Genomic DNA, 16,688 nt, shown 5'->3' with positions numbered 1-16,688 from the left:
TAACGCTCCTGCAAAGTAGACCGTACTTAGTCAGATAGGCTGACGATTCCTTACAGGAGCGCAGAAAATCGCTTATCCGGCGATATTGATATGATCGTGCAACTCGGATAGCCGGGAAATGATTTTTGCCTGTTTTGGCAGTTGCGCTTCCACCTGCTCAGGCTGCAAGGCAAACACTTGCATGCCGGCGGCAACGCCAGCCTGTACGCCCGGCAAGCTATCTTCAACTACCGCGCAGCGGGAAGGTTCGACACCCATGGTCCTGGCGGCGTGCAGGAACAGGTCCGGCGCCGGCTTCCAGGAGTTGACTTCGTAAGCGCTGAAGATGCGGCCTTCAAAATAGGGCCACAAGCCGGTGACACTCAGCGATACTTTAATCTGATGCAAAGGCCCGTTGGAGGCCATGCAAAATGGCACCTTGAGCGACTTCACCAGTTCCAGCGCGCCTTCGATCGGTTGCAAACGCTGATGCAGAACGGGAGAGATGCGGTCGCGCAAGACCTTGGTGAAATCGACCGGCAGGGAACGGCCGAACATTTCTTCCAACTCAGCCACGCAATCAGCCATCCGGCCACCCTTGAAGCGCGACAGCGCCTCATCGGCCGACAATTGCATGTCCAGCTCGGCCAGATATTCCACCATCACGTCGGTCGCCACGGTTTCGCTGTCTACCAGCGTACCGTCGCAATCGAAAATCACCAAATCAACCGGGGCATTCGCCGTATCGTTTACAAGTGCTGTCATCCGCTCACAACTCCCCGTAGGAATGCAGGCCGGACAGGAACATGTTCACGCCGAGGAAAGCAAAGGTCGTCACCAGCAAGCCGATCAGCGCCCACCATGCAGCAACCTGGCCGCGCAAACCTTTCATCAGCCGCATGTGCAGCCAGGCCGCATAATTGAGCCAGACGATCAGCGCCCAGGTTTCCTTCGGATCCCAGGACCAGTAGCCGCCCCAGGCTTCCGCCGCCCACAATGCGCCGAGAATGGTGGCGATGGTGAAGAAGGTAAAGCCTACCGCAATCGCCTTGTACATGACGTCATCCAAGACTTCCAGCGCCGGCAGACGGTCAACCAGGTAGCCATGCGATTTCAGCAGATACGCCACAGCCACCATCGCCGACAACGCGAATGTACCGTAACCGATGAAATTGGCCGGCACGTGGATCTTCATCCACCAGCTTTGCAGCGCCGGCACCAGCGGCTGGATTTCGGCGGCGTCGCGCGAGACCATGTACCACAGCAGGAAACCGACCGCAGCTGAAATCACCAGCAACACAAAAGCGCCCAACTGGCGTGTGCGGTAATGCTGTTCGTAGTAAAGATAAAACAGCGCCGTGATGAGGCTGAACAGGACGAATACTTCGTACAGGTTGGAGATAGGAATGTGGCCGATGTCGGCGCCGATCAGGTAGGACTCATACCAGCGCACCAGCATTCCGGTAAAGCCCATCACCACCGCCGCCCAGCACAATTTGGAACCAATCGAGGCGCCAAAATCCGAACGCGTGATCAATCCGCCCCAGAAGAACAGGGTGGACAGGAAGAACAACGTGCTCATCCATAGGATCGCCGACTGGCTGGAGAGCATGTATTTCAGCAAAAATTTCTGGTTCGCCATATCGAGCGCACCGCCATACATGGCAATGGCCGACAACGACAATACGGCGAGCAAAGCCATCAGCCAGCGCACCGATTTCCAGTGCCAGCCGAGCCAGGTGAAAACAGGACCAGCCGCCAGCAGTACGCCTTTTTCGTAATAATCCATGTGGCTGCCGTAGCGCCCCAAGGCGAACAGCGAGGCAGCCACCAGCGCGATGGCAAACAGCCAGTCGATGACGGACAGGCGTTTGATAAAGCTCTCGGGCGGGGAATACGTTTGCGTCAGTTCCATCATTTTCTCCATATCGTTCCGCTCCTGCGCCAGGGGCGCGGCGAAACGTCCATCTTTGTGTCTACGGCTGCGCCCTAAAACCTAGGACTTCGGCTGCGCTTCCGACTGCATCAATTGTGTTTTCAACACGTCAAATTCTTTTTCAAAATCCAGCGTCTTGCGCTGCGAACTCATCGCCATCAGCGCATGCGACTGGCCTGGCGCGTCCTTGTCCGGACGCACCCACACCCACAGCCTGCGCTCACGCACATACAGCATCGAGAACACGCCTAGCACCAGCAGCAAACACCCCAGGTACACGACCTTTTTTCCCGGCGAGCGGGTGACCTGGAATACCGACGCCTTGATTTCGTCAAAACCGGTCATTTGCAGATACACAGGCGCATTATAGAAGCTTGCATCCGACAGTGCATTGGTACTCAACTGCAAGAAACGCGCGTGCTTTTCATCCGCGGGTAATTCTTTTAAACTATCTTTCTCACGTGCAACCTGCCACAGATCCCACATACTGCCGTTCAGGATCTTCATGAAGATGTCGGCGGCCTTTTCTTGCTCCTGCGCCGGTACTTGCTCCAGGAACCTGGAAATTGCCATGTAACCGGCCTCTTTACCGTCGCCGGCAAACAGGGACAAGCCGCGCAATGCCGACTGCTCCAGCTGTACCCGCAGCAGAGCGATGCCTTCGCGGCTTTCCGGAATCGCCCGTTGCGCATAGCGATGCGCCGCTGCAACGCGCAACGCGGGGTCCGTCAGGGCGGCGCGCAAACGCATCCACTCTTGCACGCTGTCGTCGTCATCTGCCGGAATCCGTAAATAACGGAAAGGCTCATCCGGGGTATCACGCACCCCGGCCAGGAATACGTAGGCGTCGTCGACCTTGATCGATTGCATATAGTTGCTGAATTCGCGCGCCTGGCCATTCTTGTCGCGCAGCTTGTACTGCACGCTCGGGCCGACATTCTTCAGTTCCTTCTTGTTCGCGCTTTTCGCCGCATTGCCAAGATGGTTGCTCAAATCTTCGCTCAGCCGCTGGTTCAGGCTTTTGGACTTGGTTACGGCACGCAAATCGTCACCTGATTGCGCCATATTCTCCACGTTAAAAGGGCGGAAACCAGACCATTCAATCGTATAGTCGTTATTACCGTTGTTGGCTAATGGTGTCGTTCCGTTGACCTCGCCGCTGACCGGGAACGTGGTCTCGGCGGCGCCAACCATTGGATAGGCGGTCAGTTTGAGCTTGCTGCCGCCGTCTTCGAAGCTGGACTGGTATACCGCGATACCCTTGTAAATCAGAGGCTGATTGACCTTGATGGTGGCCGGGAAAGTATGGCCGTCGGCGTTATCCTTGATCACTACTTCGCTGGCGAACAACTTGGGCATGCCGGTGCTGTAGAAATCGACAATAAATTTCTTCAGCTGGATGGTGAACGGCAGGTCCTGGATCATCACTCCGTCTTTTTGCGGAATGATGGCGGTGCTGCTGGCGGAACCTTCAGGAATCAGGGTATTGCCACGGAAAGTCGGGTTGCCCAGCCCCAGCCTGTGCTCTTCGGGAATTTCGGCGATGATGCCGTTACCGTTGAAGGGCGTCTTGCCGTAGATCAATTGCTGTGCACGTATCGGCAAGTCGGAATCCAGCAAGCCGCCTATGCAGATAATCACAATCGCGCTGTGAGCAAAGATGTATCCCCATTTATTGGCGGCGCCTTGCTTGGCGGTGATCAGGGTAGCGTTGTCTTTCGCCACTAGCTTGGTCTTGTAGCCCTTGGCGGCAATGCGCGCCGCCAGTTGCCGGGGCAACGCGTCCGGTGCGGTGACTGAAGTCCATTCAGCCTTGTGATGGAAGTTGCGCAGTGATTGCTCACGTACATTTTCGCGCCAGCTGCGCATATCTTTCAGCATCTTCGGCGCATTGCGGGCGATACACAGCGACGTCGAGATCACCAGGAAAGTCATGATCATCAAGAACCACCACGATGAATACACGGCGTACAAACCCAGCTTGCCGAATACTTCAAACCAGAACGGACCGAACTGGTTGACGTAGTTCGGCATCGGTTCATTTTGCTTAAGCACGGTGCCGATCACCGAGGCGATCGCAATGATGGTCAGCAGGCTGATCGCAAAGCGCATCGATGACAATAGTTCAACCGCATCCGCCAGCCAGCGGCGGCTAGTCTTCAGCTGTATCCCTGCAGTGTTGATTTCATTACTTGCAATTTCGTTATTACTCTTACTCATAGCCTGTTTGTCTTTTTGAAAAAAAAGGGGTGGCCTAGGCCACCCCTGAATTCACGTTTTATTATTATTTTCTCTATTTCAGGCCGGCGATGTAATCAGCAACAGCTTTGATTTCATCGTCGGACATGCGCTTGGCGATGGTCGTCATCATCGGACCATTCTTGCGGGCGCCGCTGCGGAAATTGGTCAGCTCTGCGACTGTATAGTCCTGATGCTGACCGCCGATGCGTGGAAACTGGGCTGGAATGCCGGCACCGTTCGGGCTATGGCAACCGGCGCAGGCAGGAACGCTTTTTTCAGCAATCCCGCCGCGATAGATTTTCTTGCCCAAGTCCAGCGTGTCTTTGTCTTTGGCTGCACCGGGCTTGACCGCTTGCGCATCCAGGTAGGCCGCGATATTTTTCATTTCATCGTCGGTCAACTGCTTGGCCAGCGGCGACATGATCGGATTGTTCCGGTCGGCACCTTGGAAATTTGTCAATTGTTTGTGAATATAAGCAGCGTGCTGCCCGCCCAGTTTGGGATTGGTGCTGATCGTCGATGCGCCGGCTGCGCCGTGGCATGAGATACAGGCGGTGATGTTGCGGGCCGGGTCGCCATTCGTATAGAGTGCTTCGCCCTTGGCTGGATCGGCTTTGGCAGGTACAGCGGCTTTTGGTTCGTCCGCAGCATAGGCAACGGAGGAAAGCGCGACGACTGCAACGAAGAAAGCTTTCACTATTGGAAAAAACGCACGATTCATTCTTTACGCCCTGACTTGATTTTAGAATTCTGCCCTGATGGGTTCCAAACTGGGGCAACCCCAGCTATATCAATCCATTGTCCGAGGCCCAAAAGTCCTTAACAGGACGCAAACCCGGACGCAAACCACAAACACGCGCTAACCAAAACAGCAGTACACAACCCCTTATTGTACAATAGCTTTCCGGCATTTTTGCCTCCCCTTACTGCATTTTCTGCTCACTCCATGTCCCTACTTTGGCAAGCCCGCTTCTTTACCACGGCCAATCATCTTCGTGACTTGCCAGCTTTGCAAGTTCCTGAGATCGCTTTCGCCGGCCGCTCCAACGCCGGCAAGTCGACCGCCATCAATCTTTTGTGCAATCAGAAGAAGCTGGCATTTGCGTCCAAAACCCCTGGCCGTACGCAGCACATCAATTATTTTTCCATAGGCGGCGCCCACGTCGCCCAGCATCGTAAAGATGAAACCAGGATCGACGAGATCCGCGCATTGCTGGTCGACTTGCCCGGTTATGGCTACGCCGAGGTGTCAGGTTCCGCCAAGCTGCATTGGCAGCAACTGCTGGGCGACTACGTTCGCCGCCGCCAGCAGCTTGCAGCATTGGTGCTGATCGTCGACTCGCGCCGGCCTTTTACCGAACTCGATGTCCAGATGGTGGAATGGTTTGCGCCTACCGGCAAACCGATCCATTGCATCTTGAGCAAGTCGGATAAACTCAATCGCAACGACGCCACCAATGCACTGCGCGAAGCACGCAACTTCCTGGCAAGTTACGTCAATGAAAATAATGAACAATTACCGTTTACCGCACAGTTGTTTTCGGCACTGAACCGCAACGGTCTGGAAGAAGCGAACGACAAGATCGTGGAACTGGCTGGCCTGAACAAACCGGCCGGTAATAACCGCGACGCTGGTGGCGATGAGGCTGACGTAGCAGGAGAAGACAGCCCTGTTTAGTCAATACACTAAACATAAAAAAGCCCTGGAGAAAGGGGAATATCTCCAGGGCACAATGCCTTATCACCAAAAGCGATACGGCCCCGCTCAGGGAGGGAAGCGGGAGGCGAATGATGCACCTATTGCTAGGAGCCGGTAGAGGCTAAAAAAGTTCACGATTTTTTTATTTTTCGATGAAAATATTAGCGTGCCCATATGCAAGCCTGTTTTGCCAGCGCGTATACAGGCTAGCTTCCCACTCACCCTATATGTCAGAAACCGCTATGCCACACTCTCATAAAACAGCCCAATTCCCTGCCATCCGTATGCGTCGCATGCGCAAAGATGCATTTTCCCGCGCCATGATGCGGGAAAATGTGATCACCACTGCAGACCTGATTTATCCGGTCTTCATCCTGGATGGAAAAAATCAGCGCGAGAAAATCAATTCGATGCCAGGCGTTGAACGGCTGTCAATTGACTTGCTATTAAATGTCGCGGAAGAGTGTGTTGCTTTGGGTATTCCAGTCATCGCCTTGTTTCCCGTGATTAATCCTTCGCTGAAAACGCCGGATGGCATCGAAGCCACTAATCCGCAGGGCCTGATCCCGCGCGCGGTGCGTGAACTGAAACAGCGCTTTCCCGAGCTCGGCATCCTGACCGATGTGGCGCTCGATCCCTATACCAGCCACGGCCAGGACGGCGTGCTGAATGCCGACGGCTATGTACTCAACGACGAAACCTGCACGATTCTGGTCAAGCAAGCGTTGACGCAAGCCGATGCCGGCGTGGATATCGTGGCGCCGTCCGACATGATGGATGGCCGTATCGGTGCGGTGCGCAACGCGCTGGAAACACATCACCATATTTACACGCGCATCATGGCGTATTCGGCCAAGTACGCTTCAGCTTTCTACGGTCCGTTCCGCGATGCGGTCGGCTCGTCCGCCACGCTCGGCAAGAGCAACAAGAACACGTATCAGATGGATCCGGCCAACAGCAACGAAGCCTTGCATGAAGTCGCGCTGGATCTGGCGGAAGGTGCCGACATGGTCATGGTCAAGCCGGGCATGCCTTACCTGGATATCGTGCGCCGCGTGAAAGATGAATTCAAGGTTCCGACTTTCGCTTACCAGGTCAGCGGCGAGTACGCGATGATCAAGGCAGCAGCGCAAAATGGCTGGCTAGACCACGACAAGACTATGATGGAAGCCATGCTGGCATTCAAGCGTGCCGGTGCGGATGGCGTACTGACGTATTTTGCGCTGGATATCGCGCGTCATCTGAAAAAGGGCTAACAGTTCGGCGGCCGCGCCGGCAACGTGGCTGGAATCCTCTTCCGCTCTGTTATGCCGACAACCTTTGCCGGGCTCTGGATTACAGCATGCGAGAACTAGAAAACAGTTCTCTCATCCAAACATGCCGGGCATTGGTTCCATGGACGCACATAACAATGATCGCCATAGCGCGACGAGGAGAGCGGCATGCAAGAGAAGGTGATCACCCTGGCGACGCCGGTGTTCTTCCTGTTGATCTTCATCGAACTCATAGTCGGCCTGCGTCGGCGGCGCAATACTTACCGCCTCAACGATGCCATCAACAGCATCAGTCTCGGCGTCCTGAGCCAGGTCTCCGGCGTTTTCATGCAAGTGCTGCGCATCGGTATCTATGGCTGGCTGGCCGCGCACGTCGGATGGTTCAAACTTCCTGCCGACAGCATCTGGGTCTGGATCTCCGGCTTGCTGCTGTATGACCTGTGCTACTACTGGCTGCACCGCTGCGGCCACGAAGTCAATATCTTGTGGGCAGCGCATGTGGTGCACCACCAAAGCGAAGATTACAATCTTTCCACCGCCTTGCGCCAAACCAGCAGCGGGCCCATCCTGGGCTGGATCTTTTACGTGCCGATGGCGTTGCTGGGCTTTCCTGTGGAAGTATTCGCAGCGCTGGCGCTGATCGATCTGCTGTATCAGTTCTGGGTCCACACACAGCAGATCGGCAAGCTGGGATGGCTGGACCGCGTATTCGTCACTCCGTCCAATCATCGCGTACATCATGGCGTCAATGATATCTATCTGGATAAGAATTATGGCGGCATCCTGATTCTGTGGGATCGCATATTCGGCAGCTTCATCGATGAGCGTGAGCAGGATCCGGTAGTCTACGGCACCCGCCGCCCATTGCGCAGCTGGAATCCGCTCTGGGCCAATGTCGAAGTGTATAAAGGGCTCTGGCTGGATACCTGGCGCGCACAAAAGCTCGGCGACAAGCTGCGGGTCTGGATTGCCGCACCGGGCTGGCGGCCGGCCGACGTCGCGGCAAAGTGGCCGAACGCGCCTTTCGATATCGCCCGCCCGCTATATCATCCGCAACTAAACCGCGCAGCCCAGGTCTATTGCCTGCTGCAATTCACCATCTTGCTGTTGATTACCACTCACTTCCTGGCGGCGCAAGTCGCCATGTCATGGCCGGCGGGGTTGAGCTACGCTACCTGGCTGACCGCTGGACTGTGGACAATCGGGGGCTTGATGGAAATGCGACCAGGCTACATAGTCCTGGAAACATTACGGCTAGGCGCCACCGGCGCCGGCGTGTGGCTAGCCAAGGCATGGTTTGGCGCAGTATCTTTAACACCGCTCATGCTGGATGGCATCATCGCGCTATCGCTCGTCTCGATGCTTGCTCTCTGGCTCATATTCAAACGCTTATCGACAATGCATGGACATCTTTCTCATCAGTGACAACCACGTCAGCCAAAGCCTGGAAATACCGGATACCGTACCGGTCAAAGGTTTCCTCTGGATCGACGCCACCCACGAAGAAGTTGCTGTCGACCCGGAAGCCTGGCGCAGCGCCATCGAGTGCGCCACCGGCGTCCAGATCTACGATCCGCACATGACCGATACGCTGAATCCGAATCATCCGTCGTATTTCGATTCGACGCAGGATTACGGTATGGTGGTATTTCGCAAGCTAATGTTGAACGGGACGGCCGGCAACGGCAGCGCTCTGTCATCGGCGAATGGCGACGGCAAAACTGCCGCGTCGCCACCGCCACCATCGACCACCGATAACGACGGCGCCAAGCGCAAAATCCCGGCAGCATTGAGCAAACTGGCGACCCAGCCGGTGACGTTTCTCATCATGGATCATGCGTTGATCACCGTCCACGAGCGTTATAGCCGCACCATCGACGCCACCCGTACGCGTCTGCTGGAACTGTGCAACAAGACTGAAAAGGGACCGCACGCAATTCGTCTACCCGCCTCGCCGGAAGACCTGCTGCTGCGCCTGATCAACGCCATGGTGGATCAATACCTGGACCTGCGCCAACCCTTGACCACGCAACTGGACCGCTGGCAACGCGCCTTGCTTGACCCGCGCCGGCCATTCAAGGACTGGATGGCGTTGCTGGATGCCCGGATTGAATTGCGCAAACTGGAGAATTTGTGCGAGGAACAGCACGACGCAATGCAGGAGCTGCGCGATTACTTTGTCGACACCGATGACGGCATCGAAATCAGCCGCGCCAAGGATTTGCTGCTGGTTCGCATCAACGACGTGATGGAGCATATTACGCGGGTGCTCAACCATGCGCGCCGCCTGGAATCGTCAATTGAATCGGCGGTGCAAATCCATTTCTCCGCGGTCGCCCACCGCACCAACGAAATCATGCGCACGCTGACCGTGATCACTGCTTTGTTCATGCCCCTGACGCTGATCACAGGCATATTCGGTATGAATTTTGAAGTCATGCCCTTGCTCAAAAGCGCTCTCGGCTTTTGGCTGACGATGGGTAGCATGGCGCTGGTTGTGGTAGTCATGCTGGTGTTTTTCCAGCGCCGCCGTTACTTGGAAAGCCAGGCGCTGGACCGGCGCTGAATCTGACAACGTATTTGTTTTCCACAAAAACAAAAGCCCTGGCAAAAAATTTGACGGGGCTTTTTAATTTCAACTCGCAGCAAAGAATATCAGTCGCGATTAGGCTGCGGCGTCAACCGCAGATAAGGACGGATGATCTTGAAACCTTTAGGGAATTTCTGCTTGAGCACCTCTGGGTCCTGCAACGATGGAACGATCACCACATCTTCGCCATCTTTCCAGTTACCCGGTGTGGCCACCGAATAATTATCGGTCAGTTGCAGGGAATCGATCACACGCAGTATTTCGTCGAAATTGCGGCCGGTACTGGCTGGATAAGTGATGATCAAACGCACCTTCTTGGCAGGATCGATCACGAACAAGGAGCGCACAGTAGCAGTCGCGCTGGCGTTCGGGTGGATCAGGTCATACAGTTCGGAAACCTTACGGTCGGCATCGGCAATGATCGGGAAACCGACCACGGTCTGCTGCGTCTCGTTGATATCCTTGATCCACTCCTGATGTTTGTCGGCAGGGTCGACAGACAACGCGATCACTTTGACGCCGCGCTGTTCAAACTGCGATTTCAATTTGGAAGTCAATCCAAGTTCAGTGGTGCAGACCGGCGTGAAGTCCGCTGGATGTGAAAATAATACTACCCACGAAGAGCCGGCCCAATCATAGAATTTGATTTTGCCGAGCGAAGAGTCTTGCTCAAAATCCGGGGCGACATCGCCAAGGCGTAAGGTCATTTCAGTCTCCTTTAGATTGCACAGGTTTTGCAAAAACCATGGAACTAGAACTATAGCGTTGCAGCCGCAATAGCATAAAGAACTTTATCGACTTTCTACATAACCTGCAGTAAGAAGGCAAGGTAGTTTGAGCAGGCCTGTCCATTCTACTCTTTCAGTATTCGCCTATTCAGCAACCTCATCTGAGTGCAGTGTTCCCTCCCATACAGCGATTAGGTTTTTGCATCCAGGATCGACAGCGATTGCAGGAATTTATCGGAATTCTGATAACCAATCACACGGCCACGCGGGACTTCCTGGCCCTTGCCGTCAAAGAAGATGATGCCCGGCGGTCCAAACAGATTAAAGCGCTTAAGCATCGCCTTGTCGTCGGCATTGTTGGCAGTGACGTCGATTTGCAGCAAGATCATGTCGCCAAAACGCGTTTGTACCCGCGGGTCGGTAAAAGTGAATTTCTCCATCTCTTTGCAGGATACGCACCAGTCAGCGTAAAAATCCAGCAATGCGGGTTTGCCATTGGTCTGGGCTAGCGCCGCATCCAGTTCCGCAACCGATTTGACCCGGACAAACTGCGTGTGCGCACCTTGTTGCGCACCGCCTAGATGCGCCAGCGGCGCCAATACATCGCGGCCACCAGTGATGCCGCCAACCAGTTGCACCGCACCGCAGACCATGCATACCACGCCGAAGGCCTTGGCGAACCAGGCGCCGGAGGATTTACCCCACAGCAAGAAGGCGCCGTAACCGATGCCCAATACAGCCCAGCCAAGCATTTGCGCTAACGCGGGAATCACCGGCGATATCATCCATAAGGCCACCGCCAACATCAGCACGCCAAAGAAACGCTTTACCGACTCCATCCAAGCGCCGGCGCGCGGCAACAGCGAGCCGGCGGAAATACCCACAAGAATCAGCGGTATGCTCATGCCGACCGCCATTGAAAACAATGCACTGCCGCCGATCACCACGTCACGCGTTTGGCTGATATACACCAGCGCCCCGGCTAGCGGCGCCGCGACGCACGGGCCGACGATCAATGCCGAAATCGCCCCCATGACAAACACACCGATCAATTTACCCGCAGATTGCTGGTCAGAAGCTTTGGTCAATTTGGTTTGGAAAGCGGATGGCAATTGCAGCTCATAAAAACCGAACATCGACAAAGACATCAGTACCATCAACAAAGCGAACGCCGACAATACCCAAGGGTTCTGCAAGGTAGCCGCCAGGCCCTCACCGGCTAACCCAGCAGCTACGCCGAGCGCGGTATAGACCAGCGCCATCCCAAGCGCGTAAGTAACGGAAAGCAGGAAACCGCGACGGCGACTGACTTGCGTGCCCTCGCCGACGATAATTGATGACAGGATAGGCACCATTGGCAGCACGCACGGCGTGAACGCCAGACCAAGACCCAACAGCAAAAATAGAGGCATGATCACCAGCAGCTTGCCACCCTTCAGCGAGGATTCGATGCGGCTGGATTCAGGATCTTGCGGTCCGGTCTGAGCGGCATTACCCGCAATTGGCGCCACGTTGATAGCTGAACTGGCGGTATTTGCAGCAGCGGCCTGTGGCGTATCGATTGCAGCACCACCGGTTTTAGCGATACCCATTGCACTCAGCAAGCCGCCACCGCCGCTACTGCCAGTGGTGGACAGGCTGATGCGCGAATCCATGGGCGGATAACAAAGGCCCTTGTCGGCACATCCCTGGCCTGTGGAAATTAAGGTGAAATTGCCATTTGCCTCGACTGGCAGGCGAATGGTGACGCTGTGATGGTAGGTTTCGACGTTCTTGTTGAAAGTCTGGTCGAACTTGACAGTACCGCCAGGGATTTGCGGCTCGCCCAGCGTGGCACCTTCAGCTTTGAAGTGGAAGCGTTCACGGTACATATAGTAACCATCAGCGATCGCGTAGGTCACCTCAGCGGTCTTGGCGTCAGCCATGCGGGCGGAAAACTTGAACGCCACTTCCGGCGCCAGATAATCGTCATCGTCTGCATGCGCAAGGGAAAATACAAACAACATGGCAAACAGCACTGACAATTGCTTGAGAGACTTAAACATTCACGTCCTTTTGGGTTTCTGCAGTAATCCAGTCCAGATATGCCGGCAAACCGGCCACGATCGGTAAGGCAATTATTTCCGGCAATGCGTACGGATGGGCCGCCTTGATGGCGCTTTCCAGTTCCTCGTAACGGCTATCCACGGTCTTGATCAGCAGCGTCACTTCCGCCGCGTGCTCCACCACGCCTTGCCAGCGATAGGTCGATTGCACCGCCGGCAGAAGATTGACACAAGCCGCCAGCTTGCGTTCCACCAGCTGCTGTGCCAGCGCGCGAGCACTGGTCAGATCCGGCAAGTTAGTGAGTATAAGCAAGGCTTGTAACATAGTCGATTTCTTTGAGCTGACCTTACAACATGCATGACATGTGAAGCGCGCGGAATGCAAAAAAGCCAGGCTAGGCCTGGCTTTTGATTTTAACGCAGCTTGAATACTTAAGCTTAGTCCGCCGTCGGTACTTCAGCGTCGTCGCTGATTTCCGGACGGTCCATCAGCTCGATGTAAGCCATAGGAGCGTTATCGCCAACGCGGAAACCCATTTTCAGGATGCGCAGGTAGCCGCCGTTACGGTTAGCGTAACGTGGGCCCAGTTCAGCAAACAGCTTCAAGACCATTTCGCGGTCGCGCAGGCGAGCAAACGCCAGGCGCTTGTTTGCCAGTGTGTCGGTCTTGCCCAATGTCAGGATCGGTTCGATCACGCGACGCAGTTCTTTTGCCTTTGGCAATGTGGTCTTGATTGCTTCGTGACGCAGCAGCGAAACAGTCATGTTGCGCAACATGGCCAGACGGTGGGAAGAGGTACGATTTAATTTACGAAGGCCGTGACGGTGACGCATGGTAATTCCTTTCAGTTTTTGAGTTTACATCCAGCTCTTCGATCGACTTCAGCTGTTGCCTGGTCGCGGGCCGGTTGAAATTAATGAAACAATATTAATACAGCAATGAATACAACAAGGGCAAAACAAGCCCAAGGGCGAGATTCTATCTCACCCCCGGGCTAACAACAAATATTACTTTTCCAGACCTGCAGGCGGCCAGTTTTCCAGCTTCATGCCCAAGGTCAAACCACGGGATGCCAGAACTTCCTTGATTTCGTTCAAGGACTTGCGGCCCAGGTTTGGCGTCTTCAGCAGTTCATTCTCGCTACGCTGGATCAGATCGCCAATGTAGTAGATGTTTTCTGCTTTCAGGCAGTTAGCCGAACGTACTGTCAGTTCCAGATCATCGACCGGACGCAACAGGATTGGATCGACTTGTGGTGCGCGGGATGGAGCTTCAGCAGCAGCTTCAGTGCCTTCCAGTGCAGCGAATACGTTCAATTGGTCAACCAGCACGCGTGCGGATTGGCGAATCGCTTCTTCCGGAGTGATCACGCCATTGGTTTCAATGTTGATGACTAGCTTGTCCAGATCGGTACGTTGTTCCACACGCGCCGATTCAACAGCGTAGGAAACACGGCGTACTGGCGAGAACGACGCGTCCAGAATGATGCGGCCAATGGTCTTGTTGGCATCTTCGGTCAAGCGGCGAACGTTGCCTGGCACATAGCCACGGCCTTTTTCAACCTTGATCTGCATGTCGAGTGCGCCACCGGCAGTCAGGTGGGCAATCACGTGATCCGGATTAACCAGCTCTACGTCATGCGGCAGATCGATGTCGGAAGCCAGCACAGCGCCTTCGCCATCTTTTTTCAATGTCAGTGTTACTTCGTCGCGGTTATGCAACTTGAATACGACGCCCTTCAGATTCAGCAGGATGTCGACTACGTCTTCCTGCACACCGTCAAGTGACGAGTACTCATGCACCACACCGGCGATGGTTACTTCAGTCGGCGCGTAGCCAACCATCGATGACAGCAGGACACGGCGCAATGCGTTGCCCAGGGTGTGGCCGTAACCACGTTCAAACGGTTCCATCACGACTTTAGCGTGGCCGGCACCCAGTGCTTCTACTTCGATAATACGTGGCTTCAACAAGCTGTTTTGCATGAAATGTCCTCTTCAATACCCTCGGCTCGTTACACCGATAAGGCTGATGGCATTAAGGGCGCCGCCACAAACACGAGGATTGTCAGAGGCACCCTGATGAAAAGGCCCTGCCAAATACAGGCAGAGCCGGAAAAACTAAAATTAACGCGAATACAATTCGACGATCAGCGATTCGTTGACGTCGTTAGCGATTTCGTTACGGTCTGGCAGGGACTTGAAAGTACCTTCCATTTTCTTCGCATCAACCGAAACCCACGATGGCATGCCACCTTGTTCGGCCAGTTGCAGCGCTTCGATGATACGCACTTGCTTCTTGGCTTTTTCACGAACAGCGATCACGTCGCCGGTCTTCACTTGGTAAGACGCGATATTGACCACGTTACCGTTGACGGTGAACGCTTTGTGCGAAACCAGCTGACGGCTTTCAGCACGGGTCGAACCAAAACCCATACGATAAATGACGTTGTCCAGACGTGCTTCCAGCAAACGCAGCAGTGTTTCGCCGGTGTTGCCCTTGCGACGGTCCGCTTCAGCGAAATAACGACGGAACTGGCGTTCCAGAATGCCGTACATACGCTTAACTTTTTGCTTTTCGCGCAATTGGTTACCGTAGTCGGAGGTACGTGCACCAGATGTGCGGCCGTGTTGACCTGGCTTGGAGTCCAGTTTGCACTTGGAATCCAGCGAGCGGCGTGCGCTCTTCAGGAACAGGTCCGTACCTTCACGGCGGGAAAGTTTTGCTTTAGGTCCGATATAACGTGCCACGATGCTTCCTTTTAAAAATATGACGCCGGGATATGACTATCCGTTGGGGCCGAAAACGGCCTGGCGCTAGTCTGGTTTGCTTTCAACCAGACGGTGGGCTTAAGAACAAAACCCGCCAAGGTCATTGGCGGGCTACTTGCATACGCTGAAGTGATGAGACACAACAGCGAAAATCGAAATCGATTTAGATACGACGACGCTTTGGTGGGCGGCAACCGTTATGCGGAACTGGTGTTACGTCTTGAATCTGGGTGATCTTGATACCCAGGTTGTTCAATGCGCGAACAGCGGATTCACGACCAGGACCTGGGCCCTTGATACGTACTTCCAGGTTCTTTACGCCACATTCCACAGCCACTTTACCAGCGGCTTCGGCTGCAACCTGCGCTGCAAATGGAGTCGACTTGCGGGAGCCTTTAAAGCCAGCGCCACCAGATGTCGCCCACGACAACGCGTTACCTTGACGATCGGTAATCGTGATGATGGTGTTGTTGAAAGACGCGTGAATATGCGCGATACCTTCAGCAACGTTCTTTTTAACTTTTTTACGCACACGTGCTGCTGCGGCGTTATTTGGGGACTTTGCCATAATAATTTCCTTGAATCCGACTACCTAAGAACAATCAGCTGCCACGCCACGAAAGCGTGGCATCTTAATTATTTCTTCAGCGATTGAGCGGCTTTGCGCGGGCCCTTGCGGGTACGTGCATTGGTACGAGTACGTTGGCCACGGCAAGGCAAGCCTTTGCGATGACGCATACCACGATAGCAACCCAGATCCATCAAACGCTTGATGTTCATCGACAGTTCACGACGCAGATCACCTTCGACGACGAATTTTGCAATTTCGTCGCGCAGCTTTTCCAGCTCGTTATCGTCGAGATCTTTGATCTTCTTCGTAGTCAAAATACCCGTGCTGTCGCAAATTACTTTTGCGCGTGGGCGGCCAACACCGTAGATGGCTGTCAAGCCGATAACAGTGTGCTGATGATTGGGGATGTTTACCCCTGCAATACGTGCCATTCGTTATTCCTCGATCAATAACGTTAATTAACCTTGGCGCTGTTTATGGCGCGGCTCTGTACAAATGACGCGAACCACGCCTTTGCGCTTAATGATCTTACAGTTGCGGCAGATGCGCTTGACTGATGCGAGCACTTTCATTTTCGTCTTCTTTCTATACTAAAAGTTACTTGGTACGGAACACAATCCGTGCCCGGCTTAAATCATAAGGTGTCAATTCTACCGTCACCTTATCTCCTGGGAGGATGCGAATATAGTTCATGCGCATCTTGCCAGAAATATGACCGAGGACGATATGTCCGTTTTCCAACTTGACTCTAAATGTTGCATTGGGGAGATTCTCAAGAATCTCGCCTTGCATCTGGATAACGTCGTCTTTTGCCATTCGGTCTACTGGTTCCTTTGGTCGTTCGTATCAACAC

The 16,688-nt window shown here is 54.4% G+C and carries 18 protein-coding genes; 4 read left to right on the top strand and 14 right to left on the bottom strand.

The annotated features are described in order from the left end of the window. Positions 1-72: 72 nt before the first annotated feature. The 4 genes from LT85_RS02180 to LT85_RS02165 form a co-directional block, all read right to left on the bottom strand. Positions 73-744: an HAD family hydrolase gene (locus LT85_RS02180; RefSeq protein WP_038484720.1), complete on the bottom strand. Its 672-nt coding sequence runs from the start codon at positions 742-744 to the stop codon at positions 73-75. Positions 745-748: 4 nt separating this feature from the next. After that, a complete protein-coding gene (ccsB, locus tag LT85_RS02175; RefSeq protein WP_038484717.1) occupies positions 749-1,894 on the bottom strand; it encodes a c-type cytochrome biogenesis protein CcsB in 1,146 nt (381 codons plus the stop codon). An 81-nt stretch (positions 1,895-1,975) separates the two neighbouring features. Continuing rightward, positions 1,976-4,135 (bottom strand): cytochrome c biogenesis protein ResB, encoded by a 2,160-nt coding sequence (locus LT85_RS02170; RefSeq protein ID WP_052134558.1) that lies wholly within the window; start codon positions 4,133-4,135, stop codon positions 1,976-1,978. Positions 4,136-4,208: 73 nt separating this feature from the next. After that, entirely contained in the window at positions 4,209-4,877 is a 669-nt protein-coding gene (locus tag LT85_RS02165) for a c-type cytochrome (RefSeq protein ID WP_038484714.1), read from the bottom strand. Positions 4,878-5,102: 225 nt separating this feature from the next. Here LT85_RS02165 and yihA point away from each other — a divergent pair, with 225 nt between their 5' ends. The 4 genes from yihA to LT85_RS02145 all read left to right on the top strand — a co-directional run bounded on the left by yihA (position 5,103) and on the right by LT85_RS02145 (position 9,695). Further along, on the top strand, positions 5,103-5,834 hold the full coding sequence (gene yihA / locus LT85_RS02160; protein WP_038484711.1) for a ribosome biogenesis GTP-binding protein YihA/YsxC: 732 nt from the start codon (positions 5,103-5,105) through the stop codon (positions 5,832-5,834). Between the two features lie 263 nt (positions 5,835-6,097). Then, the gene (gene hemB / locus LT85_RS02155; RefSeq protein WP_038484708.1) at positions 6,098-7,111 is read left to right on the top strand and encodes a porphobilinogen synthase; all 1,014 of its coding nucleotides are present in this window, start codon (positions 6,098-6,100) and stop codon (positions 7,109-7,111) included. Between the two features lie 186 nt (positions 7,112-7,297). Continuing rightward, positions 7,298-8,554, top strand: a complete 1,257-nt coding sequence (locus LT85_RS02150; RefSeq protein ID WP_038484705.1) for a sterol desaturase family protein — start codon at positions 7,298-7,300, stop codon at positions 8,552-8,554. Further along, a complete protein-coding gene (locus LT85_RS02145) occupies positions 8,532-9,695 on the top strand; it encodes a magnesium transporter CorA family protein (RefSeq protein WP_038484702.1) in 1,164 nt (387 codons plus the stop codon). The genes LT85_RS02150 and LT85_RS02145 overlap by 23 nt, the downstream gene beginning before the upstream one ends. Before the next feature lie 89 nt (positions 9,696-9,784). Here the strand turns inward: LT85_RS02145 and LT85_RS02140 are convergent, their stop codons facing one another. The 10 genes from LT85_RS02140 to infA form a co-directional block, all read right to left on the bottom strand. Further along, positions 9,785-10,426 (bottom strand): peroxiredoxin, encoded by a 642-nt coding sequence (locus LT85_RS02140; RefSeq protein ID WP_038484699.1) that lies wholly within the window; start codon positions 10,424-10,426, stop codon positions 9,785-9,787. Between the two features lie 212 nt (positions 10,427-10,638). Beyond that, the gene (dsbD, locus tag LT85_RS02135; protein ID WP_038484696.1) at positions 10,639-12,492 is read right to left on the bottom strand and encodes a protein-disulfide reductase DsbD; all 1,854 of its coding nucleotides are present in this window, start codon (positions 12,490-12,492) and stop codon (positions 10,639-10,641) included. Next, positions 12,485-12,817, bottom strand: a complete 333-nt coding sequence (gene cutA, locus LT85_RS02130) for a divalent-cation tolerance protein CutA (protein ID WP_038484693.1) — start codon at positions 12,815-12,817, stop codon at positions 12,485-12,487. The genes dsbD and cutA overlap by 8 nt, the downstream gene beginning before the upstream one ends. A 113-nt stretch (positions 12,818-12,930) precedes the next feature. Further along, entirely contained in the window at positions 12,931-13,326 is a 396-nt protein-coding gene (rplQ, locus tag LT85_RS02125) for a 50S ribosomal protein L17 (protein WP_038484690.1), read from the bottom strand. Positions 13,327-13,500: 174 nt separating this feature from the next. Next, on the bottom strand, positions 13,501-14,478 hold the full coding sequence (locus tag LT85_RS02120) for a DNA-directed RNA polymerase subunit alpha (protein ID WP_014004419.1): 978 nt from the start codon (positions 14,476-14,478) through the stop codon (positions 13,501-13,503). A gap of 141 nt (positions 14,479-14,619) precedes the next feature. Further along, positions 14,620-15,243 (bottom strand): 30S ribosomal protein S4, encoded by a 624-nt coding sequence (gene rpsD, locus LT85_RS02115; protein WP_038484689.1) that lies wholly within the window; start codon positions 15,241-15,243, stop codon positions 14,620-14,622. 184 nt (positions 15,244-15,427) lie between these two features. Beyond that, positions 15,428-15,832: a 30S ribosomal protein S11 gene (rpsK, locus tag LT85_RS02110; protein WP_014004417.1), complete on the bottom strand. Its 405-nt coding sequence runs from the start codon at positions 15,830-15,832 to the stop codon at positions 15,428-15,430. Between the two features lie 68 nt (positions 15,833-15,900). After that, positions 15,901-16,266, bottom strand: a complete 366-nt coding sequence (gene rpsM / locus LT85_RS02105) for a 30S ribosomal protein S13 (RefSeq protein ID WP_038484686.1) — start codon at positions 16,264-16,266, stop codon at positions 15,901-15,903. Between the two features lie 27 nt (positions 16,267-16,293). Next, entirely contained in the window at positions 16,294-16,407 is a 114-nt protein-coding gene (rpmJ, locus tag LT85_RS25775) for a 50S ribosomal protein L36 (RefSeq protein WP_014004415.1), read from the bottom strand. Positions 16,408-16,432: 25 nt separating this feature from the next. Beyond that, positions 16,433-16,651, bottom strand: a complete 219-nt coding sequence (infA, locus tag LT85_RS02100; RefSeq protein WP_014004414.1) for a translation initiation factor IF-1 — start codon at positions 16,649-16,651, stop codon at positions 16,433-16,435. Between the last annotated feature and the right edge of the window lie 37 nt (positions 16,652-16,688).

It is taken from the genome of Collimonas arenae (assembly GCF_000786695.1).
GTDB classification, from domain to species: Bacteria; Pseudomonadota; Gammaproteobacteria; order Burkholderiales; family Burkholderiaceae_D; genus Collimonas; species Collimonas arenae_A.
This window is presented reverse-complemented; position numbering and strand designations above follow the sequence as displayed.

Bases quoted from the DNA above. Each gene is read 5' to 3' on its own strand.
- infA (WP_014004414.1), bottom strand. From the start codon at position 16,651: ATGGCAAAAGACGACGTTATCCAGATGCAAGGCGAGATTCTTGAGAAT.
- LT85_RS02120 (WP_014004419.1), bottom strand. From the start codon at position 14,478: ATGCAAAACAGCTTGTTGAAGCCACGTATTATCGAAGTAGAAGCACTG.
- LT85_RS02150 (WP_038484705.1), top strand. From the start codon at position 7,298: ATGCAAGAGAAGGTGATCACCCTGGCGACGCCGGTGTTCTTCCTGTTG.
- LT85_RS02170 (WP_052134558.1), bottom strand. From the start codon at position 4,135: ATGAGTAAGAGTAATAACGAAATTGCAAGTAATGAAATCAACACTGCA.
- LT85_RS02180 (WP_038484720.1), bottom strand. From the start codon at position 744: ATGACAGCACTTGTAAACGATACGGCGAATGCCCCGGTTGATTTGGTG.
- rplQ (WP_038484690.1), bottom strand. From the start codon at position 13,326: ATGCGTCACCGTCACGGCCTTCGTAAATTAAATCGTACCTCTTCCCAC.
- hemB (WP_038484708.1), top strand. From the start codon at position 6,098: ATGCCACACTCTCATAAAACAGCCCAATTCCCTGCCATCCGTATGCGT.
- ccsB (WP_038484717.1), bottom strand. From the start codon at position 1,894: ATGGAACTGACGCAAACGTATTCCCCGCCCGAGAGCTTTATCAAACGC.
- LT85_RS02140 (WP_038484699.1), bottom strand. From the start codon at position 10,426: ATGACCTTACGCCTTGGCGATGTCGCCCCGGATTTTGAGCAAGACTCT.
- cutA (WP_038484693.1), bottom strand. From the start codon at position 12,817: ATGTTACAAGCCTTGCTTATACTCACTAACTTGCCGGATCTGACCAGT.
- rpsK (WP_014004417.1), bottom strand. From the start codon at position 15,832: ATGGCAAAGTCCCCAAATAACGCCGCAGCAGCACGTGTGCGTAAAAAA.
- LT85_RS02145 (WP_038484702.1), top strand. From the start codon at position 8,532: ATGGACATCTTTCTCATCAGTGACAACCACGTCAGCCAAAGCCTGGAA.
- yihA (WP_038484711.1), top strand. From the start codon at position 5,103: ATGTCCCTACTTTGGCAAGCCCGCTTCTTTACCACGGCCAATCATCTT.
- rpmJ (WP_014004415.1), bottom strand. From the start codon at position 16,407: ATGAAAGTGCTCGCATCAGTCAAGCGCATCTGCCGCAACTGTAAGATC.
- LT85_RS02165 (WP_038484714.1), bottom strand. From the start codon at position 4,877: ATGAATCGTGCGTTTTTTCCAATAGTGAAAGCTTTCTTCGTTGCAGTC.
- dsbD (WP_038484696.1), bottom strand. From the start codon at position 12,492: ATGTTTAAGTCTCTCAAGCAATTGTCAGTGCTGTTTGCCATGTTGTTT.
- rpsM (WP_038484686.1), bottom strand. From the start codon at position 16,266: ATGGCACGTATTGCAGGGGTAAACATCCCCAATCATCAGCACACTGTT.